This is a genomic window from Luteimonas aestuarii, from assembly GCF_004357985.1.
Taxonomy (GTDB): Bacteria; Pseudomonadota; Gammaproteobacteria; order Xanthomonadales; family Xanthomonadaceae; genus Luteimonas; species Luteimonas aestuarii.
The window spans coordinates 337,287-361,109 of the sequence record NZ_SMTF01000001.1 but is presented as its reverse complement, the minus strand read 5'-3'; the positions used below and the strand labels follow the sequence as shown (position 1 = coordinate 361,109).

At 66.0% G+C, this 23,823-nt stretch carries 22 protein-coding genes; 18 read left to right on the top strand and 4 right to left on the bottom strand.

Annotation, left to right across the window (positions count from 1 at the left end):
* Positions 1-68: 68 nt before the first annotated feature.
* From ffh to E2F46_RS01640, 9 genes are all read left to right on the top strand, one after another.
* Positions 69-1,439 carry a signal recognition particle protein gene (ffh, locus tag E2F46_RS01680; RefSeq protein WP_133320437.1) on the top strand — a complete coding sequence of 457 codons (1,371 nt, stop codon included), beginning with the start codon at positions 69-71 and terminating at the stop codon, positions 1,437-1,439.
* A gap of 135 nt (positions 1,440-1,574) precedes the next feature.
* A complete protein-coding gene (locus E2F46_RS01675; RefSeq protein ID WP_243720263.1) occupies positions 1,575-2,378 on the top strand; it encodes an aminotransferase class IV family protein in 804 nt (267 codons plus the stop codon).
* Positions 2,379-2,507: 129 nt separating this feature from the next.
* Positions 2,508-3,611, top strand: coding sequence for a YjgN family protein (locus E2F46_RS01670; RefSeq protein ID WP_133320435.1), 1,104 nt, complete (start codon positions 2,508-2,510; stop codon positions 3,609-3,611).
* Between the two features lie 2 nt (positions 3,612-3,613).
* Positions 3,614-4,675 carry a M48 family metallopeptidase gene (locus tag E2F46_RS01665; RefSeq protein ID WP_133320434.1) on the top strand — a complete coding sequence of 354 codons (1,062 nt, stop codon included), beginning with the start codon at positions 3,614-3,616 and terminating at the stop codon, positions 4,673-4,675.
* 59 nt (positions 4,676-4,734) lie between these two features.
* Positions 4,735-4,995 (top strand): 30S ribosomal protein S16, encoded by a 261-nt coding sequence (gene rpsP, locus E2F46_RS01660; RefSeq protein WP_133320433.1) that lies wholly within the window; start codon positions 4,735-4,737, stop codon positions 4,993-4,995.
* 63 nt (positions 4,996-5,058) lie between these two features.
* Positions 5,059-5,571, top strand: a complete 513-nt coding sequence (rimM, locus tag E2F46_RS01655) for a ribosome maturation factor RimM (protein ID WP_133320432.1) — start codon at positions 5,059-5,061, stop codon at positions 5,569-5,571.
* Positions 5,571-6,323, top strand: a complete 753-nt coding sequence (gene trmD, locus E2F46_RS01650; protein ID WP_133320431.1) for a tRNA (guanosine(37)-N1)-methyltransferase TrmD — start codon at positions 5,571-5,573, stop codon at positions 6,321-6,323. The genes rimM and trmD overlap by 1 nt, the downstream gene beginning before the upstream one ends.
* Before the next feature lie 232 nt (positions 6,324-6,555).
* Complete coding sequence (rplS, locus tag E2F46_RS01645) at positions 6,556-6,975, top strand: 50S ribosomal protein L19 (RefSeq protein ID WP_133320430.1); 420 nt, start codon at positions 6,556-6,558, stop codon at positions 6,973-6,975.
* A 73-nt stretch (positions 6,976-7,048) separates the two neighbouring features.
* A complete protein-coding gene (locus tag E2F46_RS01640) occupies positions 7,049-7,465 on the top strand; it encodes an RNA-binding S4 domain-containing protein (protein WP_133320429.1) in 417 nt (138 codons plus the stop codon).
* 291 nt (positions 7,466-7,756) lie between these two features.
* On the opposite strand, the gene katG is transcribed toward E2F46_RS01640, so the two are convergent.
* The 4 genes from katG to mutS form a co-directional block, all read right to left on the bottom strand.
* Positions 7,757-10,006: a catalase/peroxidase HPI gene (gene katG, locus E2F46_RS01635; protein WP_133320428.1), complete on the bottom strand. Its 2,250-nt coding sequence runs from the start codon at positions 10,004-10,006 to the stop codon at positions 7,757-7,759.
* A gap of 152 nt (positions 10,007-10,158) precedes the next feature.
* Positions 10,159-11,337 carry a BaiN/RdsA family NAD(P)/FAD-dependent oxidoreductase gene (locus E2F46_RS01630; protein WP_133320592.1) on the bottom strand — a complete coding sequence of 393 codons (1,179 nt, stop codon included), beginning with the start codon at positions 11,335-11,337 and terminating at the stop codon, positions 10,159-10,161.
* A gap of 89 nt (positions 11,338-11,426) precedes the next feature.
* On the bottom strand, positions 11,427-12,062 hold the full coding sequence (locus E2F46_RS01625) for a DUF937 domain-containing protein (protein ID WP_133320427.1): 636 nt from the start codon (positions 12,060-12,062) through the stop codon (positions 11,427-11,429).
* A 41-nt stretch (positions 12,063-12,103) separates the two neighbouring features.
* The gene (mutS, locus tag E2F46_RS01620; RefSeq protein WP_425599789.1) at positions 12,104-14,749 is read right to left on the bottom strand and encodes a DNA mismatch repair protein MutS; all 2,646 of its coding nucleotides are present in this window, start codon (positions 14,747-14,749) and stop codon (positions 12,104-12,106) included.
* A 98-nt stretch (positions 14,750-14,847) separates the two neighbouring features.
* Here mutS and E2F46_RS01615 point away from each other — a divergent pair, with 98 nt between their 5' ends.
* The 9 genes from E2F46_RS01615 (at position 14,848) to E2F46_RS01575 (ending at position 23,788) form a co-directional block, all read left to right on the top strand.
* Positions 14,848-16,761, top strand: coding sequence for a site-specific integrase (locus E2F46_RS01615; protein ID WP_133320425.1), 1,914 nt, complete (start codon positions 14,848-14,850; stop codon positions 16,759-16,761).
* The gene (locus E2F46_RS01610) at positions 16,751-17,521 is read left to right on the top strand and encodes a nucleotide-binding protein (protein WP_133320424.1); all 771 of its coding nucleotides are present in this window, start codon (positions 16,751-16,753) and stop codon (positions 17,519-17,521) included. The genes E2F46_RS01615 and E2F46_RS01610 overlap by 11 nt, the downstream gene beginning before the upstream one ends.
* Positions 17,521-18,252, top strand: coding sequence for a hypothetical protein (locus E2F46_RS01605; RefSeq protein ID WP_133320423.1), 732 nt, complete (start codon positions 17,521-17,523; stop codon positions 18,250-18,252). Before E2F46_RS01610 ends, E2F46_RS01605 begins: the two co-directional genes overlap by 1 nt.
* Positions 18,253-18,358: 106 nt before the next feature.
* On the top strand, positions 18,359-18,712 hold the full coding sequence (locus tag E2F46_RS01600; RefSeq protein WP_133320422.1) for a hypothetical protein: 354 nt from the start codon (positions 18,359-18,361) through the stop codon (positions 18,710-18,712).
* Positions 18,713-18,762: 50 nt separating this feature from the next.
* Positions 18,763-19,188 carry a hypothetical protein gene (locus E2F46_RS01595; protein ID WP_133320421.1) on the top strand — a complete coding sequence of 142 codons (426 nt, stop codon included), beginning with the start codon at positions 18,763-18,765 and terminating at the stop codon, positions 19,186-19,188.
* Positions 19,189-19,333: 145 nt separating this feature from the next.
* Entirely contained in the window at positions 19,334-19,993 is a 660-nt protein-coding gene (locus E2F46_RS01590; RefSeq protein ID WP_133320420.1) for a DNA N-6-adenine-methyltransferase, read from the top strand.
* Between the two features lie 636 nt (positions 19,994-20,629).
* On the top strand, positions 20,630-20,758 hold the full coding sequence (locus tag E2F46_RS01585; RefSeq protein WP_133320419.1) for a ribbon-helix-helix protein, CopG family: 129 nt from the start codon (positions 20,630-20,632) through the stop codon (positions 20,756-20,758).
* Positions 20,759-20,819: 61 nt separating this feature from the next.
* Positions 20,820-22,682 carry a DNA primase family protein gene (locus tag E2F46_RS01580; protein WP_207949492.1) on the top strand — a complete coding sequence of 621 codons (1,863 nt, stop codon included), beginning with the start codon at positions 20,820-20,822 and terminating at the stop codon, positions 22,680-22,682.
* The gene (locus E2F46_RS01575; protein WP_133320418.1) at positions 22,679-23,788 is read left to right on the top strand and encodes an ankyrin repeat domain-containing protein; all 1,110 of its coding nucleotides are present in this window, start codon (positions 22,679-22,681) and stop codon (positions 23,786-23,788) included. The genes E2F46_RS01580 and E2F46_RS01575 overlap by 4 nt, the downstream gene beginning before the upstream one ends.
* The last annotated feature ends 35 nt before the right edge of the window (positions 23,789-23,823 follow it).

Below are 23,823 nucleotides of genomic sequence, written 5' to 3'. Positions count from 1 at the left end.
GCATACCCGGGGCCGTCCGGAGCGTCCGCCTATAATCGCGGATCGTCTCCCTGACCCACGACCTGCCCATGTTCGAATCCCTCACCCAACGCCTGTCCGGCACCATGGAGCGCCTGCGCGGGCGCGGCCGGCTGACCGAGGAGAACATCCGCGAAGCCACCCGCGAGGTGCGCATCGCGTTGCTGGAAGCCGACGTGGCGCTGCCGGTGGTGCAGGCGTTGATCGAGCGGATCAAGGTGCGCGCGGTCGGGCAGGAAGTGCTGAAGTCGCTCACGCCCGGCCAGGCGCTGATCAAGGTGGTGCGCGACGAACTCACGGCCGTGATGGGCGCGCAGGCGTCCGAGCTCAACCTCAACGTGCCGGCGCCGGCGGTGGTGCTGATGGCCGGCCTGCAGGGCGCGGGCAAGACCACCACGGTCGGCAAGCTGGCGCGGCACCTGAAGGACAAGAAAAAGAAGAAGGTGATGGTGGTCAGCGCGGACGTGTACCGTCCGGCCGCCATCGAACAGCTGAAGACGCTGGCGCAGCAGGTCGACGTGCTGTTCTTCCCGTCCGATGCCGGCCAGAAGCCGGAGGACATCGTGCGCGCGGCCATCGCCGAGGCCAGGAAGTCCTACGCCGACGTGCTGCTGGTCGACACCGCCGGCCGCCTCGCCATCGACGAGGCGATGATGGCCGAGATCAAGGCGCTGCATGCCGCGGTGAATCCGGTCGAGACGCTGTTCGTGGTCGACTCGATGACCGGCCAGGACGCCGCCAACACCGCCAGGGCCTTCGGCGAGGCGCTGCCGCTGACCGGCGTGGTGCTGACCAAGACCGATGGCGACGCGCGCGGTGGCGCGGCGCTGTCGGTGCGCTACATCACCGGCAAGCCGATCAAGTTCGTCGGCACGGGCGAGAAGGTCGACGGGCTGGACGTGTTCCACCCCGAGCGCGTGGCCAGCCGCATCCTCGACATGGGCGACGTGCTGTCGCTGGTCGAACAGGTCGAACAGAAGGTCGACAAGGACAAGGCGCAGAAGCTGGCCGAGAAGGTCGCCAAGGGCAAGAAGTTCGACCTCAACGACATGCGCGACCAGTTGGAGCAGATGCAGGGCATGGGCGGCATCGGCAGCCTGATCGACAAGCTGCCGGGGCTGGGCCAGGTACCAGACCACCTCAAGCAGCAGGTATCGCAGGGCAAGGAAGTGCCGCGCATGATCGCCATCATCAATTCGATGACCAAGAAGGAACGCCGCAACCCGGCGTTGCTCAACGGCTCGCGCCGCGCGCGCATCGCCGCCGGCTCCGGCACGCACCCGTCCGACGTCAACAAGCTGATGAAGCAGTACATGCAGATGGAGAAGATGATGGGCAAGATGGCCCGCGGTGGCATGAAAGGGATGATGCGCAACCTGCAGGGCATGATGGGCGGGCGCGGCGGCATGCCGTTCCGCTGACAGTTGCGGGCGACAGGCGTTCCACCGGAAGCAACGCTTGCTCCGCCGCGGCCCCGCATCCCGTCTCAACTGCGCGGCAGTACGGCGCGCCATCGCTCGACAGGCCGCGAGGCGGTATCGTGCGGCCATATGACGATGGCATTCCTCGATGGCCAACCCGCGGGCGCAGACGACCTGCGCGCGCTGGCGCTGTCCAACTACGGCCACTTCACCTCGATGCAGGTGCGGGCGCGTGCCGTGCGCGGGTTCGATCTGCACCTGCAGCGGCTGGTGTCCGCAACGCGCGAGTTGTTCGATGCCGCGCTTGATCCGGCGCGCGTCCGCGCGGCCATCATCGCCGCACTCGACGGCAACGGCATGGACGATGCCAGCGCGCGCGTGACGATCTACTCGCGTGCGTTCGACCATGCACATCCGGACCGCCCTCAAGCCGTGGACGTGCTGGTCTCGCTGTCGCCGCCGCGCGAGGCGACGGACCGGGCGGCATGGGTCAGGTCGTATCCGTTCCAGCGGCCGTTGCCGCAGGTCAAGCACGTCGGCACGTTCCCGCTGTTCCAGCTACGGCGACAGGCGAAGCGCGACGGCTATGACGATGCACTCTTCGTGGACGCGAAGGGGCTGGTCAGCGAAGGCTCCATCTGGAACGTCGGCTTCTGGGACGGGGCGCAGGTCATCTGGCCGCGGGCCGATGCCTTGCGCGGGACGACGGAAAAGTTGCTGCAGGCCGGCCTGGCCGAGGCCGGCGTGGTGCAGCGGCATGAACGGGTGGAGGCGAGGGCACTGGCCGGCTTCAAGGCCGCATTCGCCTGCAATGCCAGTGGCGTCTGGCCGATCTCCGGAATCGACGACACCGCGCTGCGCCCCGATGCCGACCTGATGCAATGCCTGCGGCAGGCGCTGGCGACGGCGCCCTGGCAGCCGCTTGCCGGTGCCGGCTGAGCGGGTGATGACGACACGCGCGATGTTCCGGTAACGTAGCCCGGCGGCGTGCCGGGGAGGGCGCGTTGCCGGGTCGGCGTCCGCGACGCCATCGGAAGGCCGTCGAGGCCAGGGACAGGGGAACACGACATGCTGACGCCGCATACGCCGGTGCCCGATCCGGGCGCGCCGGAGGATGAGCCGCCGTCGATAACGCGCGAGCGTCCGGTGTTCAGCGGGCGCGCGGGCGAATACTTCGGCATCTGGATCGTCAACGTGCTGCTCAGCATCGTGACGCTCGGGATCTATTCCGCGTGGGCGACGGTGCGCACGCAGCGCTATTTCTACGGCAATACACGACTGGCCGGCTCGGCCTTCGAATACCTCGCGGACCCGATCCGCATCCTCAAGGGTCGGCTGGTGGCCTATGCGATCGTGATCGTGCTGGTGCTCAGCTCGCACTTCCTGCCGGTGCTGTACCTGGCGTTGATCCTGCTGCTGACGCTGTTGATGCCGCTGCTGGTGTTCCTGGCGGCCCGGTTCCGCGCGCGTTACTCGGCCTGGCGCGGGGTGCGCTTCCGCTTCACCGGCGGTGCGGGGGAGGCCTACGGGCCGTTCTTCGGCTGGGTGCTGCTGACCGGCCTGACCTTCAGCCTGCTGTATCCCATCGCGAAGACCCGGCAGCATGCCTACCTGGTCGATGGCCACCGCTTCGGCACTACTGCCTTCCGTTACAGCGGGGATGCCGGCAGCTACTACATCCCGTACCTGATCGCGATGGGCATCGGCGTCGCGATGATGGTCGCGATGTTCCTGGTCACGATCGGCGCAATCGCCGCATCGTCCGCGGTGTCCACCGGCAGCGACGGCCCGGGCGATGCATCTGCCTGGATCGTGATCGCGGTGTTCCCGCTCTTTTACCTGGGCTTGTTCGCGTTGATGGCCTTCCTGCGCGTGCGCTACGTCAACCTGATGTGGCGCAGCAGCGCGCTGGGGTCGCATCGCTTCGAATCGACCCTGCGCGCGCGCGACGTGATCTGGCTGTATGCCAGCAACCTGGTCGCGATCGTCTGCACCCTCGGGTTGGCCACGCCTTGGGCGATGATCCGGCTGGCGCGCTACCGGGCTACGCATTTCGCAGTGCTGGTGTCGGGCGACCTGGACAGCTTCCTGGCCGATGTCGAGGCCGAGCGTGCGAGCGCCGGCGCCGAGCTGGTGGACGCGATGGACTACGGCGTGGACATCGGGATCTGAACGTGGAGCCGCCCACCCTCGAAGGCGACTGGTACGACGGCACGACCAGTCGCCCGCGCCGCGCGATGGTGTCGCGGGAAGCGGGCGACAGGCTCCGCATCGCATCCGCTGACGAGGCGAGGGAGGTCGCCTTGCGCGACGTCCGCCTCAGTGCGCGACTGGGGGCGACGCCGCGGGTCCTGTCGCTGCCCGACGGCAGTCGCGTCGAATGCCATGACTCGCCGTTGCTGGACCGCTGGTTCCCGCGTCCCGACAGCCGCATCGACGCCTGGGCGGACTGGCTGGAGCGGCGGAGGCTGGCGATCGCGGTGGCGGCGCTGGTCACGACGGGGACGGTGGTGGCGTTCTTCCAGTTCGGCGTGCCGCGGGCCGCGGCCTACATCGCAGGGCAATTGCCGCGCGGGGTGGAGGTGGCGGCCAGCCACCAGGCAATGCAGGTGCTTGGCCGCCTGGGGCTGCGCGAGACCACCTTGCCCGCGGCACGGCGCGAGGCGCTGGAGGCGCGTTTCCTCGCGATGGTCGACGGCGAGCCGCGTCATTCACAGATGCAACTGGCGTTCGCCGACGCCCCGCGCTTCGGCCCCAATGCGTTCGCCTTGCCCGATGGCCGCCTGTTCGCCACCGACCAGCTGGTCGAGCTGGCCGGCGACGACGACGAAATCCTGGCCGTGTTGGCGCACGAGGCCGGGCACCACGTCCACCGCCACGGCATGCGCCAGGCCATCGAAAGTTCGTCGGTGGTGGTCGTGGTGGGACTGATCATGGGCGATGCCACCGGCTCATCGGTGGTCGCGGCCCTGCCGGCGGTGCTGCTGTCGAGCGGCTACTCGCGAGGCCACGAGCGCGAGGCCGACGCCTATGCGCTGGACCTGCTGGAACGCCGCGGACTGGACCCGCAAGCCTTCGGCCGTATCATGCAGCGCCTGGGCGAAGCGCACGGGGCAGGCGACAGCGAGGTGGCCGGCTGGCTGTCCACCCATCCACCGACGCCGGAGCGGATCCGGGCGGCCATGCGCCATCGCGGGGCCGGCCCGGAGCGCGATTTGCCGCAGGATGCCCGCTGACCTACAATAGTCGGCTTACCTCGCCAACCTGGCGACTGGGCAACACGAGAGAACGCACCATGGTCAAGATCCGCCTTACCCGCGGTGGCGCGAAGAAGCGCCCCTTCTACCACATCATCGTCACCGACTCGCGCAGCGCGCGCGACGGCCGCAACATCGAGCGCGTGGGCTACTACAACCCGGTCGCGCAGGGTGCCGAGCAGCGCGTGGTGCTGGACACCGCCCGCGTCGACCACTGGGTGTCGAAGGGCGCGCAGATGACCGACAAGGTCCGCAACCTGTACAAGGAAGCGGCCAAGCCGGCACCGGCCGCCGCCTGATCGCGTGGCCTGCACGGCCTGCCTGATCCATCGGCCACGCCCATACGGCGTGGCCATGTCCCCATGACCGACCCGACGCGCCGCATCCTCGTTGGCAGGATCCACGGCGGCTTCGGCGTGCGCGGCGAGCTCAAGCTCGAATCGTTCACCGAGCCGGCACGGGCGATCCTGGGCTATCGGCCGTGGACCTTGCGCGCGCCGTCCGGTGCAGAGCGCGAGGTGGCGGAAGCGCGCGGGCGCGAGAATGCCAAGGGTCTCGTGCTCACGCTGCCCGGCGTCGAGGACCGCGACACCGCCGATGCGATGCGTGGCACCGAGGTCTTCGTGCCGCGTGCGGCGCTGCCGCCGCCCCAGCCCGGCGAGTACTACTGGGTCGATCTGGAAGGCCTGCGCGTGGTGAACACCGAAGGCGCCGACTTCGGCCACGTTGCCTATCTGTTCTCGACCGGCGTCAACGACGTGCTGGTCGCGCGCGGCGAACGCGAGCGGATGATCCCGTTCAAGCAGCCCGATTACGTGGTGTCTGTGGATTTCGACGCGGGCGTGGTGACCGTCGACTGGGACGCGGAGTTTTGATGCGCATCGACGTCGTCAGCCTGTTCCCCGAATTCGTCGCCCAGGTGGCCAGCCATGGCGTGGTCGGGCGCGCGCAGGAACGCGGGCTGCTGTCGATCCACGGCTGGAACCCGCGCGACCATGCCGAGGGCAATTACCGCCGGGTCGATGACCGTCCCTTCGGCGGCGGTCCGGGCATGGTGATGATGATCGACCCGCTGCGGAGCGCGCTGCAGGCCGCCCGAGGGGCCGACCCGGCGCCCGCGAAAGTGGTCTACCTCAGTCCGCAGGGCGTGCCGCTGACCCAGGCCAGGGTGCGCGAGCTGGCCGGGCGCGAGCGCCTGGTCCTGTTGTGCGGCCGCTACGAAGGCGTGGACGAGCGCCTGCTGGCGGCCGAGGTGGACGAGGAAATCTCCATCGGTGACTACGTGCTGTCCGGCGGCGAACTGGCGGCGGCGGTGGTGATCGATGCCGTGGCCCGGCTGCAGGACGGGGCCCTGAACGATGCCGAGTCGGCGGTGCAGGACAGTTTCGAGGGCGATGGCCTGCTGGACTGCCCGCACTACACCCGCCCGGTGGAGCACGCCCTGGGCGCGGTGCCGGAGGTGCTGCTGTCCGGCAACCACGCCGAGATCGCCCGCTGGCGGCGGCGCCAGTCGCTCTCGCGCACCCGCCAACGGCGGCCCGACCTGCTGGACCGGGCGGCCCTGACCGAGGCCGAGCGGCGCTGGCTGGATGGGGCGGGCGAGGCCGATCCGGCCACGGGAGGCTGACGCAATCCGTTGCAGGCGCGCGCCATGCCCGCGGCCCCGGGACGCCTGTCGCGGGCATGGCCCGCGCCTGCATGCTTCCGACGCCTAACCACTGGTTTCGGAAGGATTTTCCGGGCTATAATGCGCGGCTACCTGCCCGAAGAGGCGGGGCTCAGCAGTACATGCCAAGAGCGTGCGTCCACGTGCACCACGCCTACAACGACTCCAACAGGCTCCACTCAGAGATATCGCCATGACCAACAAGCCGTCCCTCAACACCCTGCTGCAGGACTTCGAGACCGCGCAGGCAGAACGCAAGCTTCCCGACTTCAGCCCCGGCGATACCGTCGTGGTCAACGTGAAGGTCAAGGAAGGCAACCGCGAGCGCGTCCAGGCCTACGAGGGCGTGGTCATCGGCAAGAAGAACGCCGGCCTCAACTCCGCCTTCACCGTGCGCAAGATCTCGCACGGCTTCGGCGTCGAGCGCGTGTTCCAGACCCACAGCGCCACCATCGACTCGGTGGAAGTCAAGCGCCGTGGCGCGGTGCGCGCCGGCAAGCTGTACTACCTGCGCGGCCTGCAAGGCAAGAAGGCCCGCATCAAGGAAGACCTGTCGGCCCAGGCCAAGGCGAAGAATGCCGCCGCCGCCGCCGAAGCCGCCGCTGCCGAGTAAGCATCGGACAGGCGTTGCATGCGACGGCCACCGCGAGGTGGCCGTTTGCGTTTGCGGACCGGGCATCCTGGCGATGGCATCGAACGACACGAACGACGACAGCGGGTTCCAGGTTCGCCTGGACCAGTGGCTGTGGGCGGCGCGCTTCTTCAAGACCCGCAGCCTGAGCAAGCAGGCGATCGACACCGGCAAGGTCGACGTGGGCGGCCAGCGTGCCAAGCCGTCGCGCGTGGTGCGCGTTGGCGACGCCATGCGCGTGCAGCGTTCGGGCGAAGTGTTCGAAATCGAGGTGCTGGCACTGTCGGATACGCGCGGCCCGGCGACGGCGGCGCAATCGCTGTACGCGGAGACCGAAGCCTCGCGCCAGGCGCGCGAGGCGGCACGTGAACTCGCCCGTGCCGAACGCGATGGTTTCCGCGCGCCGGAGACGAAGCCGGACAAGCGCGCGCGCCGGTTGATCCGCGCGCTGGGGGACATCGACGCGAGTTGAGCCCGGTGGATGGGGCCTCCGCCTGCCCATGTCCTGCTCTCGTGGCCAAGCCAGCGCGGACCTCGCGCTCCCGGCTTGCGTCCACCACTGTCAGGGAAATTCCCGGGGTGGTGCAGGATGCACCCGCGCATCGAGGGCGCATCGCGAAACTGCCCCATCCGGGATTCGATTTCCGGCCATTCCTTTTTTCCGGAGATGGAGTGGACTTACGCCGGCATGACGAGTCGCGTGCGTCCACGAGAAAACGCCGGCAGGTCGCCGGCGTTTTCGTGGCTTACCGCAAGCGATGCATCATGCCAGGTCGAAACGATCCAGTTCCATTACCTTCGCCCAGGCCGCAACGAAGTCGTCCACGAAACGGCGTTCGCCATCGGCACTGGCATACACCTCGGCCAGCGCGCGCAACACCGAGTTGGAGCCGAACACCAGGTCCACGCGGCTGCCGGTCCACTTCTTCCGGCCGCTCTTGCGGTCGATGGCTTCGAAGTGGTCCTTCGCGTCCGAGGTGGCCTTCCACTCGGTGCCGATGTCGAGCAGGTTGACGAAGAAGTCGTTGCCCAGGGTGCCCACGCGCGAGGTCAGCACGCCGCGGCTGTCACCATCCACGGTCGCGCCCAGCACGCGCAGGCCGCCGACCAGCGCGGTCATCTCGGGTGCCGTGAGCGTCAGCAACTGCGCGCGATCCACCAGCATGGCCTCGGCGGGCACCGCGGCGCGCGTCTTCTGGTAGTTGCGGAAGCCGTCGAAGAACGGCTCCAGCGGCGCGAACGAATCGACGTCGGTCTGGTCCTGCGAAGCATCGGTGCGTCCGGGCGAGAAGGGCACGGCCACGTCATGGCCACCGGCCTTCGCCGCCTTCTCAACGGCCGCGCTGCCGGCCAGCACGATCAGGTCGGCCAGCGAGATCTTCTTGCCGCCACCCGCGCCGCCGTTGAAGTCGGACTGGATGCGTTCCAGCACCTGCAGCACCTTCGCCAGTTGCCGTGGCTGGTTGACCTCCCAGTCCTTCTGTGGCGCCAGCCGGATGCGTGCGCCATTGGCGCCGCCGCGCTTGTCGCCACCGCGGAAGGTGGAAGCCGAGGCCCAGGCCGTCGACACCAGTTCGCCCACCGAGAGGCCGCTGTCGAGGACCTTCTGCTTCAACGCCCTGATGTCTGCATCATCGACCAGCGCATGCTTCGCGGCGGGCACCGGGTCCTGCCAGATCAGTTCTTCAGCCGGGACTTCCGGGCCGAGGTAGCGCGCACGCGGCCCCATGTCGCGATGGGTCAGCTTGAACCAGGCGCGGGCGAAGGCGTCGTAGAACTGCTCGGGGTTTTCGAGGAACCGGCGCGAGATCTTTTCGTAGGCCGGGTCGAAGCGCAGGGACAGGTCGGTGGTCAGCATCGTCGGGCGGTGCTTCTTCGACGGGTCGTAGGCGTCCGGGATCACTTCGGGCGCGTCCTTCGCCACCCACTGGTGCGCGCCGGCGGGGCTCTTGGTCAGTTCCCATTCGAAGCCGAACAGGTTCTCGAAGTAGTTGTTGCTCCACTGCGTCGGCGTCTTCGTCCAGGTGACCTCCAGGCCACTGGTGATCGTGTCGGCACCCTTGCCGCTCTTGTAGGTGCTCGCCCAGCCGAAGCCCTGCAGCTCGAGGTCGCTGCCCTCGGGTTCCGAACCGACGTGGTCGGCCGGTCCCGCGCCGTGGGTCTTGCCCAGGGTGTGGCCACCGGCGATCAGCGCCACCGTTTCCTCGTCGTCCATGGCCATGCGCGCGAAGGTGTCGCGGATGTCGAACGCGGCCTTCAGCGGGTCGGGATTGCCGTCCGGGCCTTCCGGATTGACGTAGATCAGGCCCATCTGCACCGCGGCTAGCGGGTTCTCCAGCTTGCGGCTGTGGGTATCGCCGTCGGCATCATCGTCGGAGACCAGCACGCCGGTGTCGCCCGCCTTCTCCACGCCTTCCGAACCATGCGCGTAGCGCTCGTCGCCGCCCAGCCATGTAGTTTCGCGGCCCCAATACACGTCCTGGTCGGGCTCCCAGGTGTCCTCGCGGCCACCGGCGAAACCGAACGTCTTGAAGCCGGCGGTTTCCAGCGCGACGTTACCCGCGAGGATCATCAGGTCGGCCCAGGAGATGGCCTGGCCGTACTTCTGCTTGATCGGCCACAGCAGGCGTCGCGCCTTGTCCAGGCTCACGTTGTCCGGCCAGCTGTTGAGTGGTGCGAAGCGCTGCTGCCCGCGGCCGCCACCACCGCGTCCGTCACCGATGCGGTAGGTGCCGGCGCTGTGCCAGGCCATGCGGATCATCAGCCCGGCGTAGTTGCCGAAGTCCGCAGGCCACCAGTCCTGCGAATCGGTCATCAGTGCCGCAAGGTCCTTCTTGAGCGCGGCGTAGTCGAGCTGCCTGAACGCCGCGGCGTAGTCGAACTTGCGGCCCAGCGGGTTCGACTTTTCGGAATGCTGGTGCAGCATTTCCAGCGGTAACTGGTTGGGCCACCAGTCGCGATTGGTGGTGCCGCGCGCGGAATGGTTGAACGGGCACTTGGCTTCGTTGGACATGGCGGGTGGCTCCCTCTTGGTGTGGTAGGCGTAGGTCCACCATACCCGGCGCGTGCGGATAGATGAAATCGAATTAAATGAAGGAGTGAATAGCGCCCGCCTATATAAAGACCGTATTGATGCGCCGCATCAATCGCAGGATCACGATTCGCCTATGCCACCTCACCCGCGGCGCGTCCTGACGCCCAGGCCCACTGGAAGTTGTAGCCGCCCAGCCAGCCGGTCACGTCCACCACCTCGCCGATGAAGAACAGTCCCGGCACGAGCTTCGACATCATCGTGCTGGACGACAAGCCATCGGTATCGACCCCGCCCAGCGTGACCTCGGCCGTGCGGTAGCCCTCAGTGCCGCTGGCGACCAAGGGCCAATCGGCAAGCGTGCTGGCGATGTCCTTGAGTTGCGCCGGCGTGTACTGCTTCATCGGCCGGCTGGGCAGCCACACTTCGCACAGGCGCTGCGCGAAGCGTTTGGGCAACACGTCGGAAAGCACGGTGCGCAGCTCGGCGTTGCCGCGTTCGCGTTGCTGCAAGGCCAGCCAGCTGGATGCGTCGTGCATCGGCAGCAGGTCGAGGCGCAGATCGTCGCCCGGCTGCCAGTACGAGGAGATCTGCAGGATCGCCGGCCCGCTGATGCCGCGGTGGGTCACCAGCAGCTGGTTGCGGAAGCGTGCGCCGTTGCAGCGCGCCTCGACCTCGAACGACACCCCGGACAGGTCCTGCAGGCGTTGCTGGTGCTTGCCGCTCAGCGTCAGCGGCACCAGGCCCGCGCGCTGGGGCAGCACGTCATGGCCGAACTGGCGGGCGACGTCGTAGCCGAACCCGCTGGCACCCATCGACGGAATCGACAGGCCGCCGGTGGCGATCACCAGCGAGGCGCATTCGACGCTGCCCAGTGTGGTGCGCAGGTGGAATCCGCCGCTATCAGGGCGCTCGATGCGTTCGACCGTGCAGTGCGTGCGCACGTCGGCGCCCACTGCGGCGCATTCGTCCAGCAGCATGCGCACGATCTGTTTCGACGAGTCGTTGCAGAACAGCTGCCCGAGTTCCTTCTCGTGCCAGGCGATGCCGTGCGCGTCCACCAGCGCGATGAAATCGGCCGGTGTGTAGCGGGCGAGGGCGGACTTGCAGAAGTGCGGGTTGGCGGAGAGGTAGTTGGCCGGCGTGGTGCCTGTGTTGGTGAAATTGCAGCGGCCGCCGCCCGACATCAGGATCTTCTTGCCGACCTTGTTGGCATGGTCGAGCACCAGCACCCGGCGCCCGCGCGCCGCTGCGGTGATCGCGCACATCAGCCCCGCGGCACCGGCGCCGATGACGACGACGTCATGGTCCATCGCGTTGGTGGTGTCGGTGGGCAAATCGGACTCCGCAAACGCGCACGGCGGGCCATGCCCGCCGCGGCGTCATGTCATGGGCGGTGGGTTCAGCGCTTGCCGCCGAGCAGGCCGCCACCGATCTTCAGCAGGTCGCCGATGCCCAATTGGCCATCGCCGTCCTGGTCGAGCACGGCACCCAGCAGGCCGCCGCCCAGGCCGCCTTGCTGCTGCGCCTGCTGGCGTTCCTGGCCGAGGATCGAGCCGAGCAACTGCGCGGTGGGGTCCTGCTGTGCCAATGCGCCGTTGCCCTTGTTCTGGAACATCTGGCGCGCCAGGAAGGCCAGCACGATCGGCGCAAGGATCTTGAGCAACTGGCCGGCCTTGTCGCCGCCAAGCCCGGTGGCCTTGCCGAGTGCCGCTTCCGCCTTGGGCTGGTTGCCGCCCAGGACGTGTCCCAGGATGCCGGCGCCATCGGTCTGGCGGCTTTGCGCACCGCCCAGCACCGACCCCAGCAGGCCGACGATGTCGCCGGTGCCCGAAAAATCCTGCTGCAGCGCGCCGAACAGCGCCTGCGCACCCTGCGGCTGGCTGGCGTTCTTGCCCAGCGCGCCGATCAGAAGCGGCAGGGCGGCGCTCACCGCACCGGCGGCCTGCGCCTGGCCGATGCCGAGTTGCCGTGAGATCTGCTGCAGGGGCGCGCCGTCGATTTGCTCGAACAGTTGGTCGATCAGTGAAGTGCTCATTCTGAAATCCTTCTCCGGAGTACGTGCATGAATGCGGGCCGCTACTGTAGCGCCTTCAGCCGATAGAGCGCTTCGAGCGCCTGTCTGGGCGTGAGTTCGTCAGGGTCGATCGCCGACAGCGCTTCCAGCGCGGCGGACGCCGGGGCGAACAATCCGAACTGTTGCGGCTGTTCGAGGTTGGACGCCGACAGCGTGGCCGCGGCCGGCGCGTCGTGCCGGCGCTGCTCCAGTTCCGCCAGTCGCCCGCGTGCGTTGCGGATCACGGTCTTCGGCAGGCCGGCCAGTGCCGCGACCTGCAGGCCGAAGCTGCGGTCGGCCGGGCCGTCCTTCACCGCGTGCATGAATACCAGGCTGTCGCCGTGCTCCACCGCATCGAGGTGCACGTTGGCGATGCCGCTGCCGGGTTCGGCCAGCGTGGTCAGTTCGAAGTAGTGCGTGGCGAACAGCGTGTAGCTGCGGTTGACCGACGCCAGGTGGCGCGCGCAGGCGTCGGCCAGCGCCAGGCCGTCGTAGGTCGAGGTGCCGCGACCGATTTCGTCCATCAGCACCAGCGAATGCTCGGTGGCGTGGTGCAGGATGTAGCTGGTCTCGCTCATCTCCACCATGAAGGTCGACTGGCCCTTGGCGAGGTCGTCGCCGGCGCCGATGCGGGTGAGGATGCGGTCGATCGGGCCGAGCACCGCCTTCGACGCCGGCACGAAGCTGCCGATGTGCGCCAGCAGCACGATCAGCGCGTTCTGGCGCATGTAGGTGCTCTTGCCGCCCATGTTGGGGCCGGTGACCACCAGCATCCGGCGTTCGCCGTCGAGGACCAGGTCGTTGGGTTCGAACGGGTCCTCGCGCACCGCTTCGACCACCGGATGGCGGCCGCGTTCGATGCGCAGGCCGGCATCGTCGGAAAGCTCCGGGCGCACCCAGTCCAGCGCCTGTGCGCGTTCGGCGAACGCGGCCAGTACGTCGAGTTCGCTCAAGGCGGAGGCGCAACGCTTGAGCGGTTCGAGGCGCGCGTTCATGGCATCGAGCAATTGCTCGTACAGCAGCCGTTCGCGCGCCAGCGAACGCTCGCGCGCCGACAGCACCTTGTCCTCGAACTGCTTGAGCTCCTCGGTGATGTAGCGTTCGGCATTGGCCAGCGTCTGCCGCCGCGTGTAGTGCGTCGGCGCCTTGCCGGCCTGCGCCTTGCTGATTTCGAGGTAGTAGCCATGCACGCGGTTGTAGCCGACCTTCAGCGTCGGGATGCCGCTGCTTTCGCGTTCGCGGGTCTCCAGGTCGACCAGGAACCGGTCGGCATTGCTGCTCAGCTGGCGCAGCTCGTCGAGCTCGGCATCGAAACCGTCGGCGAACACGCCGCCGTCCCGCGCCAGCACGGGCGGGTGTTCGACCAGTGACTGCGAAAGCAGGTGCGCCTCGGCCGCGTGTTCGCCCAGTGCATCGGACAGCTCGCGCAGGCGCGGCGAGTCCAGCGGCGCCAGCAGTTCGCGCAACGCCGGCAGCATCGCCAGGCCATCGCGCAGGGTGGACAGGTCGCGCGGGCGCGCCGAGCGCAATGCGACGCGCGAGAGGATGCGTTCGAGGTCGCCGACGGCGCGGAAGCGTTCGCGCAGGTCTTCGTCCGCACCTTGGTCGATGAGGGTGGCGACGGCGGCGTGCCGGCGGCGCACCAGGTCGCGGTCGCGCAGCGGGCGATGCAGCCAGCGCCGCAGCAGGCGTCCGCCCATCGGCGAGACGCTGCTGTCGAGCACGCCCAGCAAGGTGTGCCGGGTTTCGCCGTCGATGCGCGAATCCAGTTCCAGGTGGCGGCGCGTGGCGGCGTTCATCGCGATGGCGCCGTCGCTCGTTTCCAGCGCGATCGAGGTCAGGTGCGGCAGGCGCTGCTTCTGCGTTTCCTCCACGTAGCCGAGCAGGGCGCTGGCGGCGCCGATGGCCAGTGGCCTGCCCTCGATGCCGAAGGCCGACAGGTCGTGCAGCGCGAAGAAGCGCAGCAGGTGGCGCTGGCCGCTGTCGGCGTCGAACAGCCACGGCGCGCGCCGGCGCAGGCCGGTGCGTTCCAGCACGGCGAGCGGCCAGCCATCCTCGTCCGGCAGCAGCAGTTCGGCCGGGTCGAGCCGCGCCAGTTCCGCTTCCAGCTGGTCCTCGTTCGCGACTTCGCTGACCAGGAACCGGCCACCGGCCAGGTCCGCCCAGGCAAGGCCGTAGCCGTCCTTGCCGCGCGCCACCGCCAGCAGCAGGGTGTCGCGGCGTTCGTCCAGCAGCGCCTCGTCGGTGACCGTGCCGGGGGTGACGATGCGCACCACCTTGCGTTCCACCAGCCCCTTGCTTGCCGCCGGGTCGCCGATCTGCTCGCAGATCGCCACCGACTCGCCCAAGGCCACCAGCCGAGCCAGGTAACCTTCGGCCGAATGGTGTGGCACGCCGGCCATCGGGATCGGCGCGCCCCCGGAGCTGCCGCGCTGGGTCAGGGTGATGTCGAGCAGCCGCGCGGCCTTGCGGGCGTCGTCGTAGAACAACTCGTAGAAGTCACCCATCCGGAAGAACAGCAGCACGTCCGGATGCTCCGCCTTGGCGGCGAAAAACTGCTTCATTAAAGGCGTGTGTTCTGCGCCACCCTTGCTGGGCTTGCTTGTTTTATTGGAATCAGTGGCTTGCAAAATAATCTGCCTCGGCTTGTAGCGGTCGATACCAGCCAGAAACGGCGAGTAACGGGGTTTTTTGTTGCGATCATGTTGCGACGGGTTCCGGTTGAGGCCAGAATCCTGTTGCGACGACAAGGATCGGGGTTTCGGCGATGGCCAACGGTGTTGCGACGAAGGCAGGTGCCCGCCGAGCGGGCTTCAAGTTTAGTCTGACCCACGCGCAGGTGATGCAGCTTTCCACCAGCGTCGTGCCTGAGGTCGTTGGGGGCGGGCGGATCAAGTTGGTTCCCCGTCCCAAGGCCGACCTGGGCAAGCCCTACCGGATCGTGGACGCCAGTCAGGGCGCCCCCGTGGGTTTCGGGTTCTACGTGGGCAAGACGAAGGTGACCTACGAGATGGTCCGGCGCGGCCCCAACGGGGTGCGCCGCTTCGCCCTGGGCAACGTGACGGACATGGGCCTGGCCGAGGCCCACGAAAAAGCGCGGGAGCAGGTGGCGATCCTGCTGAGCACCGGCGAGAACCCGAAGGCCCACCAAGCCAAGGCCAGGGAAGCTGCCCAGAACATCGAGCGGCTGGCGAACATCACCGTTCGCGAGTGCATGGCTGCCTACCTGGCGGACATGGAAGAGCGACTGGCTCGGGGGCAGGTCAAGGCGAACAGCGTCGGGGCTTACCGAGACAGCATGGCGCGCTTGGCGCGCCCTGAAGTGGGCATGGCCGATCGGATCGTCAAGGATCTGCGCGAGGCGGACATCAAGGGGGCTTACGTCGCCATGCGCAAGAGCGCCATGGTCCGCTCCAACCGCATTCCCACCCACCTTCGAGCCGTCCTCGCGGAGTATGAGGACTGGGCGGAGCTCGACACCGCCAAGCTCGAATTGTTGGGTATCACGGGCAAATACATCCAGCGGGTGAAAGCCGCTGGGGTAGCCGCGGCTGAGCACACGTTCACCGACGCCTACCGGGGCGTGAAGCACGTGGTGCTCAAGGAAGTGGAGTTGGCCAGCATTGAGGGGCGTGCGCCGCTGCTGTCCTTCAACCCCTTCTCAATCATCTTCAGCAAGAAGCTGGTGCGCAGCGCTCGAGAACTGCGCCGGCACTACGAACGGGCGGAGGTCAGAAACCCCCTCAACGACGACACCTTGCCCAAGGTGCTCAAGGCCATCGTGGCCCGGCGGGACGAACAGGGCGGGCACAACGCAGGGGCTTCCGATTACCTGCTGCTGACCCTGCTCTGGGGAACGCGCCGCAGCGAAGCGGTGCAGCTGCGCTGGTTCGATCGCTGCTCCAAGGGCGAGCTGTCCCAGCGGGAGGTGTCCTGGGTGTGGCTGGGTGCTGCGGACGCGGTGAACCCCTACACCGGCCGCACCGGACCGCAGGTGTTCATGAGTGACACGAAGTCCGGGGAGAGCCGATTCCTGCCGGTGAGCTATTTCGCCGAGCGGATTCTTCGCCGCCGCTTCGAAACTCGCTTGGACGACACCGCCGCCAAGAAGGAACTGACTGCAGCACGGCAACTGCTGGAGTCGGCGCGCAAGAGCGGTGCGAGCAAGGCCGTGATCGCGGGGCTCCAGGAGGCCGTGGAAAAGGCAGAGCACGAGGTTCAGCGGTCGAAGTATGTGTTTCCCGCCCGCTCCAATCGCAGCAAGACGGGGCACTACTCGGACAGCAAGTCGATCCTGGCCAACGTTCGCCGCGATGCCGGCCTGGCCGACCTTCGGGACGAAGTCGACCAAGGCCTGACCCCCCACGATCTGCGCCGGACCTTGGGGCGCTACGCCAGCCTCCACCTGGGCGACAGCCGTGTGGTCTCCCAGATGCTCCACCACCACGTGTCCCAGCCAGGCGACAACGGAATGGCCGAGGTGAGCAAGCTCTACACCGATCAGGAATGGAAGCGCCTGCGCGAGGCGTTTTCCGAGGTGGAGGAATTGATGATCGCCAGTAGCCCCCGGGTCTGGAACCGGCTCAAAGGCGTGGACAAACCCCGGCTGGACGAGTCCAAGGACGAACCGGTTACCATCTTTGCTCCCCGCAACCAGATCACCGCGCTGGATGACGATTGAGCTTCAACGCACCGAAGAGCAATACCTGGCACTGCAGGCCACGGCGGTAGACCGGGAGTTGGAACGGGCTGCAGCTGGCCTGCCGCCTCCCACCGTGAGCACCAAGGCCGCGGCGAAGTTCCTGGGCGTCCACTTCGACACGCTGGGCGAATGGCGGCGGCGCTCGCCCCCACTGGGTCCTCCCTTCCAGAAAGGGGCGGGGCAGGTTGGGGGTGGGCTGAACCAGCACGTGCGCTACCTCTACAGCGACCTGGTGGAGTGGCAGCAGGCGCGTATTGGCAAGTCGGCGAAAGAACGCCGCCTGCAGAACGACCTGGATCTGGCGCAGCAGCGCGTGCGCGAGCTGGAACTGGAGCTTTCCCTCCGTCATGCAAAGGAAGAGTTGACCAAGCTTCAGAAGAAGCTGGGCCGCATCGCAAACCTGGCTACCCTTCAGGACGTGGCGGTGGTGTCGCACGACTGGGCGTTGGTTGGGGATCGCATTGCTGGCCATGTCTTGGCCGTGGACGACGCCACGCTTGCTCAGGCCTTGGCCGAGGGCAACGTGTGGGAAGGCACCGTAGAGGGCGCCTTGGCCCAGCCGTGGATCAACACCGAGAGCCGACAGCCCTACCAGGACGCGTTCGTGGGGGTGCTTACCAGCACTCAGCACGCCATCGAGGCGGCGCGGTCACGCCAACGCGCCAGTGATCTGGAAGAGCGGTTGGGCGGTGGTGCCGTCGTCGCCGATCCCGTGCGGCCATTCGCCAAGGATCCCTGATGGCCCTCACCGCAGCCGACGCCTACCGCCGAGCCATCGATCGCTTTCTCGGCAAACTCTCTGGCGCCGAGACCGTGGGTCAGATGGAGAAGAAGGTTGCAGACCATCTGAGCCTGGCGAAGCAGCGCCCCAAGGTGGACGTGGAGTTGAGCTTCAACGAGGCCGCCGGTGTGTTGGCGATGAGCACGACCCAACTGGAACACCTCCTGGAGAAACACCCCCCGTCGGAGACTCTGTTCACAGTGAAGGGAGCGCGCAAGCGCTCGACCACCCTTATTCCGTTGATGGCCTGGGCGGCAGAACTCAAGGCCAAGGGCCTCTGGAAGCCGTTGAGCGAACGCGGCGTGGCGATCGACACCCTACTTACCGCCGAACTGCCGTTTCTGGTGGCCAAAGGGCCCGGCGCCAAGCAGTTCTTCCTAGAGCCGCTGACCGACCAGCCAATCACCGAAGCGGCAATTCGCCAGCTCCAAGCATTGGGTGCGCAGATCGGGCTTGGGATTCGGGTCTGCACGCTAACCGAGGCATTTGCCCAGCCGTGGCAGGACCCCGACATCAAGCGCCAGTGGGTGGACGCATTCAACAAGGCAGCCCAAGCCCAGGCCAGCCGCCTGCGCGACCTGGCTCACCAACTCGACGCTGCGCGAGCTGGGGTGAACGAACAGACGCTCGAGGAGCGTTTAAGCCACGCCGCCCAACACGCGCCATCATCCAATAAAAGGCGCTTTTAAGCAGCGGCTGAATCGGATTGGAAGCCTCCGATATCCGTATCTGGGGAGGCTTCGAATTCGGATGATTACTCCAACGCCCCGGTGGTCGGGGCGATGGAGAAACCCGATGGGCCTTGATATGTATGCGGGGAAGACCCGCAAGAGCACGGTCGATGAGACCGCCGTGCCGATCTTCTATTGGCGCAAGCACCCTGATCTGCACGGGTGGATGTTTGATCTCGCCAAATCCCGCTTGGGAATCAATGAAATGCGTTGTTTCAACAAGCGGCCTGTCTTTCTGACGGGGGGCGATCTCGATCGCTTGGAGGAGGCGGTTCGCAACGGGCGACTGCCGAAAACCGAGGGCTACTTCTTCGGTGAGTCCCGCTTGGAAGAGATTGATCACGATCTTGCATTCATTGCCGGTGCGCGACACCTCATGCGCGACGGCTGGAATGTTTTCTACGACTCTTGGTTCTAGTCGCATCGCGTGACCAGATGGTCTGTCAACAACAATCTATGGAGTTTGAAATGAACAAGAAGAACAAGAAGCAAAGGCAGCGGGAGTGGAAGCGGCATGTGCCTAAGGTGGAAGGTGTCAGCTTTTTTCTTGGCGACAGGATCAAGAGCTACATGGTCGGCCTGGATAAGGAGTCGCTTGCTATCTACGAAGAAGCGTTGACGATCTCGCTCCTCAACTTGCAGCCGATGATTGAAAGTATCATTGGTCTCAGTGGAGCTTTCGACAGCACGCTTACAATGCTTGATGCGCCCGAAGCAAATCAGCTCACTGTCAGTTACGTCGGGACTAAGAAGCGCCATGATGGTTGGACCTACCTGGCGATCGTTGTTGATCTTCAACAGGAAGGTGCAGTTGGAGGCGTATCGCGTCCAAGCTGGCTCGGTAACCACGCGTTGCCGAGGTATACGAGCGCGCTGGAAGGGTTGGTGTCGTAAAGCGACGCAACTATTGATCTCTTCTGGCTATTCAATTTCGCGCTCGCTGTTCGCGTCGGCATTGATTCGTAGCTGACGCATCCCTTTCTCTTTCCTTCAACGCGGCCATCCAGTCGTGCTGGCGGAGCTTTGCCTGGAGATTTTCATGCAACCCAAAACCAATGTTGTGCCGCTCAAAACGGCGACCCGTCCCAAGCGCCTCCCGGCGCCCGAGGCCGCCCGGCTCACCACCGCCTGCTACAAGGCCTGCGACAAAGACCACTCGACCGTCGATTGGTATACCCCGCCGGTCATCGTGGAAGCGCTGGACGGCAAGGAAGGGTTTGACCTCGATCCTTGCACGCCGGAAGACCCCTCCCGTCTGCCGGCACCCACGGCCCGCCGGATGATCACACCCCGTCAGGATGGCTTGGCGACGGCATGGTGGTCGCGGGACTTCGTGTGGTTGAACCCGCCTTACGGCAAGGGGATGGACAAGTGGATGGCCAAGCTGGCCAACCATCCCGGTGGCGGCGTCGCGCTGGTGCCGGGGCACATGGATCCGGCATGGATGCACGAGTTCGTGCTCAACCACCCCAACACCACCGCGATCCTCTTCGCCCGTGGCCGCCTGAAGTTCGTGCGTCCCGATGGAAGCACTGGCACGGCGGCGCCGACCGGATCGGTGTTCGTGGCCTACGGCCAGCGGGCTGCACGCAATCTCCAGAGGGCGCAGGCAAGCGGTGTGCTGCGCGGAAAGTTCTTTGCCATCCAGCGGGTGACACGGGTGGCTAATGCCAATCAGGGGAGTGCAAACGATGAGTAGTCAGGAGCAAGGAGTCGTGAATCTTCTTGTGCAGGAACGTTGGTGGAGATTGTGGGCTTGGAACCATAGAAGGAGGCGAAGGTGACAGGAAAACGAGGCTGCTGGTCTTCCCCTTAGCCAGCAGCAGGCGTTAGCCAGCAGGAAAGCCAGCAGTGCAAAGCGCTTGATTCCTAAACGCTATGCATCGCCAAGGAGGGCGTTGCTGGCCTGCTGGCCCAAACTTCCGACTCCTCCATGCACTGAAGATTATTCCTAACAGTCTCAGTATTTTTTCAGCATTTGAAATCGATTCAATTTTGACCCAGCAGCCCAGCAGAGGGGTTTCTCTGAGCTACAAAGCATATGGATTCAAGAGGTTGCAGCTGCTGGCCTTCCTGCTGGTCTTCGATCTCTGCTGGCTAATGGAAAGCCAGCAGCACGAGGAAAGCCAGCACTCGCATTGTTAGGAATATTTGCGTGAAGAGGCCGCAGATTTTGCTTTTAGTCAAAAGTTGGGGCTTGCGGAAGTTTCAACGCGTGGTTGATTGGAAGTGTCCCCCAGGTGGGACACACCTACGCCCTCAACCTCTCGGAGTTGTCACCGTGAACACCGTTCCCCAGCCATCGACCCCAGCGTCTTACAGCGTTCGAGCGAGCGTGAAGAAGCACGTTCGCATCAAGCGTCCGCTGGCAGAGCGCCTTCGTCGTGCGGCGGAGGAAGAAGAAATGACGGAGAGCGAATTCATCCGGCGCGTGCTGGAAAAAGCGCTCCCCCGCGCAGCGTAATCCTTCCCCCAAAACAGCAAACCCCCACCGGCCAGGGTGAGGGTTTGAAAGGAACCACAACATGTCTACCAACAATTTGTCTCCGAATGGGGATGCTGTCAACCCTCCGCCCGCCGATTCGTCCAACGTCGTGCCCTTCGATGCGACTCGCTTCCTCGGTGCTGAAGCGTCGCAGAGGAAGCAGAAAATCCAGGTCGAAGAGGACAAGCAGCTCTACCGCCACTCGGTCGATCGAGAGGGGCAGCGCAAGCCGCCGTCTCTCCCCATCCTTTTTGCCCGCCGCACCACTGAATGCGTCGATCGTTTGTGGGCGTGCCAAGCCACCAGCGGGACGGGCGAGATCGTCCACCACTGGAACGGCACCTACTGGCAGGCGATCAGCGATGCGGAAGGCGTGGGCGTGGCATCCGACTGGATCGACCGCAACGCCGATTTTGCCGGCAGCCCCAAATTGGCCAAGGACTGCTGGGACATGGCCGCCCTGCGGCTGCGCCAGAAGAACCCCATGCCGACCCAAGCCAAGCGGGCCATCGTGCCGGTGGCCGACGGCTACGTGGAAATCCTCCGCGACGGCTTCCACGTGCTCGCACCCGATCCGGCCTTGGGCATGACCCACGCGGTCAAAGTGACGTGTGGTGGCAAGGAGGGCCAGGCCTATAAGCCCAAGTCCTTGCCGGCTGACTCGCGCTTTGCCAAGTTCCTCAGCCAGGCCCACGACGACCCTAACGTGATCGCGTTGCTGCAAGAGCAGTGCGGCATGACCCTATTGCCGGGCGTCTATAGCCAGGCCGCCTGGTGGCACGGTGTCGCGGGATCCGGCAAATCCACCCTGGCAGAAATCGTGGAAGCCATGCATCGCCAGGTGGCGCGCTGCAACCTGGAAACCCTGGGCGACCGCTTCAGCCTTGAACCCCTCATCGGTGCCAGCCTCATCCTGGTGGACGAGGTGGAGTGCGAGAAGTGGGCCGAAGGCCGGTTCAAGACCATGGTGTCTGGCAATGGCATTGGCATCGACCGCAAGAACCAGAAGCAGCTGGCGAGCTACCACTCCACGGCGAAGTGGATCATCACGTCCAACTCAGCGCCCTTCATCCGGGACAAGAGCAACGGTGTGTGGCGTCGCCTGACGGTCGTTCACTGGAAGAAGGCGGTGCCTCAGCACGAGCACGACCCTGACCTGGTCAAGAAGATCCTGGCCGAGGAAGGGCAGCTGGTGCTGGATTGGATGCTCGAAGGCGCCCGTCGCATCGTGGCCCGTGGCCGCGCTCTTTCGGAGAATGATGCGGACATGCCTGAAGCCGTGCGCGCCGCCAAGCTGGCTGCCCGCCACGGCAGTGACCAGGTGATGGCCTGGGCGCAAGCCGAGCGCGTGGTGCGTGTGGAAACCGACGAATGCACGCTGCCGATGCGCCAGGTCTACGAGAACTACAAGAACTGGGGCTACCGCCAGGGGCTGGCCGACATCGATCTCCTCACCGGTCGCCAGTTCTGGCGTGGCCTGAAGGAGATGGGCCTGGACGACGGGGTGCGCTCCAACCGCCGCGTCAATGGCAAGCAGGAAGAATGCGTTCGGTTGCGGATCAATGGGGCGCTGTTGCAGGCCTCTGTCACCAAACCCTCTGCCAGCGTCACCGTGATGCCGGTTCCGGGCGTGGGCCCGACGATCTGCGGCCCCTGGGGGACGGACCCCAAGCTCAGTGAGAAGAAGAAGGGCGAGCATCAGCGAACCCTGGAAAAGAAGTGGGATGCATTGAGCGCGGACGAGCGGAACAGGGAACTTGCCATGCTCTACGGTCAATCGCTGATTGAAGACGCCACCCATGAGGAACGCCGGAAGATCGATGCCGCGGTGCATCGCCTCTTCTATCCCGAGGTGACCGAGGACGAGATGTCAGTGGCGTCCGTTGAAGTGGAGGCCCCATGACGACTTCCCCTGATCTCCAATCCCGTCTGGCCCAGGCCGCCAACCAGGGTGACCTAGACGAATGCCGCCGGCTGCTGGCAGCGGGCGCTGATCCCGCCTTCGCTGACGCCGACAAGTTCACCCCGCTGCACGAAGCGGCCCAAGGCGGTCATCCGGCCGTGTGCGCCTTGCTCATCGAGGCAGGCGCCCCACTGGACGCAGTCGACAAGACGAACAACACGCCTCTCCACGAAGCCGCACGGTTCAACCATCCCGAGGTGGTGCGCACCCTGGTGAAGGCAGGAGCAGAGCTCGAGCGGCCAGCCTACGAAGGTCGGACCCCGCTGTGCCAAGCGGCGATCTACGGGTCCAAAGATGCACTGGGGGCCTTGATCGACATCGGTGCCGACGTGAACGCCCGAATCGAACACGTCACCAGCAGGAGCGAGTCCGGCAAGAAGCTGGGCTATCTGAAGCTCGACATCGGCGTGGTGGTGGAGACCAAGTTCAACGGCACGACGGCGCTTCACCTCGCCGCTCAAGCCGGAAGGAACTGCATTACACCCAACCGCCCCGACCACCTGGGGTGCGCCGAACGTTTGCTCGCGGCAGGGGCCGACGTGGGCGCCAAGGATCGAACCACCGAAACCCTGAAGAACCTACTTCCCACCGGGGACGAGCTCCATTCGGCCACCGCTCTGATCCCACTCAACTACGCCGGCACGCTGGACATGGCCAAACTGCTCGTCGCCCACGGGTCGCCGTTGGACGCCTCTCACTCACCCTTCGCCAGTGCGGTGGGTGTGCTCAAGGGCCAGCAAGGCATGGACATCGCGGCCTTTCTGTTGAACCAAGGCTACGAGCCGAACGACCGCGATCGGGCGATCATGGCGAAGGCGGGCGTGGAAGAGGGGGCGGTCCACCATCGGGCCCACGAGATGCGCGCCACCGAACGGCAGCAGCACTTGCAAGAACGGTTGAACCAGGCCCCATCCGCTGCACCTCATCTGAGCAGCCCCAGCACGCCCTCCATGGTGATCGGCGGTGCGGTCTGGAATGCGCGCGAGGAGGTCCAGGAGCAATCAGTCGCCGTCCAGCAAGTGCCTCGCCAGAGGATGCGCTTATGACTAAAACGACGGCGGTCGAGATGATGAGTTCTTCT

Excerpts from the sequence above, each read along its gene's own strand:
- rplS (WP_133320430.1), top strand. The coding sequence starts at position 6,556 with ATGACCAACAAGCCGTCCCTCAACACCCTGCTGCAGGACTTCGAGACC.
- rimM (WP_133320432.1), top strand. The coding sequence starts at position 5,059 with ATGACCGACCCGACGCGCCGCATCCTCGTTGGCAGGATCCACGGCGGC.
- E2F46_RS01590 (WP_133320420.1), top strand. The coding sequence starts at position 19,334 with ATGCAACCCAAAACCAATGTTGTGCCGCTCAAAACGGCGACCCGTCCC.
- E2F46_RS01615 (WP_133320425.1), top strand. The coding sequence starts at position 14,848 with ATGGCCAACGGTGTTGCGACGAAGGCAGGTGCCCGCCGAGCGGGCTTC.
- katG (WP_133320428.1), bottom strand. The coding sequence starts at position 10,006 with ATGTCCAACGAAGCCAAGTGCCCGTTCAACCATTCCGCGCGCGGCACC.
- E2F46_RS01675 (WP_243720263.1), top strand. The coding sequence starts at position 1,575 with ATGGCATTCCTCGATGGCCAACCCGCGGGCGCAGACGACCTGCGCGCG.
- E2F46_RS01595 (WP_133320421.1), top strand. The coding sequence starts at position 18,763 with ATGAACAAGAAGAACAAGAAGCAAAGGCAGCGGGAGTGGAAGCGGCAT.
- E2F46_RS01610 (WP_133320424.1), top strand. The coding sequence starts at position 16,751 with ATGACGATTGAGCTTCAACGCACCGAAGAGCAATACCTGGCACTGCAG.
- E2F46_RS01580 (WP_207949492.1), top strand. The coding sequence starts at position 20,820 with ATGTCTACCAACAATTTGTCTCCGAATGGGGATGCTGTCAACCCTCCG.
- rpsP (WP_133320433.1), top strand. The coding sequence starts at position 4,735 with ATGGTCAAGATCCGCCTTACCCGCGGTGGCGCGAAGAAGCGCCCCTTC.
- E2F46_RS01670 (WP_133320435.1), top strand. The coding sequence starts at position 2,508 with ATGCTGACGCCGCATACGCCGGTGCCCGATCCGGGCGCGCCGGAGGAT.
- E2F46_RS01630 (WP_133320592.1), bottom strand. The coding sequence starts at position 11,337 with ATGGACCATGACGTCGTCGTCATCGGCGCCGGTGCCGCGGGGCTGATG.
- E2F46_RS01640 (WP_133320429.1), top strand. The coding sequence starts at position 7,049 with ATGGCATCGAACGACACGAACGACGACAGCGGGTTCCAGGTTCGCCTG.
- trmD (WP_133320431.1), top strand. The coding sequence starts at position 5,571 with ATGCGCATCGACGTCGTCAGCCTGTTCCCCGAATTCGTCGCCCAGGTG.
- E2F46_RS01625 (WP_133320427.1), bottom strand. The coding sequence starts at position 12,062 with ATGAGCACTTCACTGATCGACCAACTGTTCGAGCAAATCGACGGCGCG.
- E2F46_RS01575 (WP_133320418.1), top strand. The coding sequence starts at position 22,679 with ATGACGACTTCCCCTGATCTCCAATCCCGTCTGGCCCAGGCCGCCAAC.
- E2F46_RS01600 (WP_133320422.1), top strand. The coding sequence starts at position 18,359 with ATGGGCCTTGATATGTATGCGGGGAAGACCCGCAAGAGCACGGTCGAT.
- ffh (WP_133320437.1), top strand. The coding sequence starts at position 69 with ATGTTCGAATCCCTCACCCAACGCCTGTCCGGCACCATGGAGCGCCTG.
- E2F46_RS01605 (WP_133320423.1), top strand. The coding sequence starts at position 17,521 with ATGGCCCTCACCGCAGCCGACGCCTACCGCCGAGCCATCGATCGCTTT.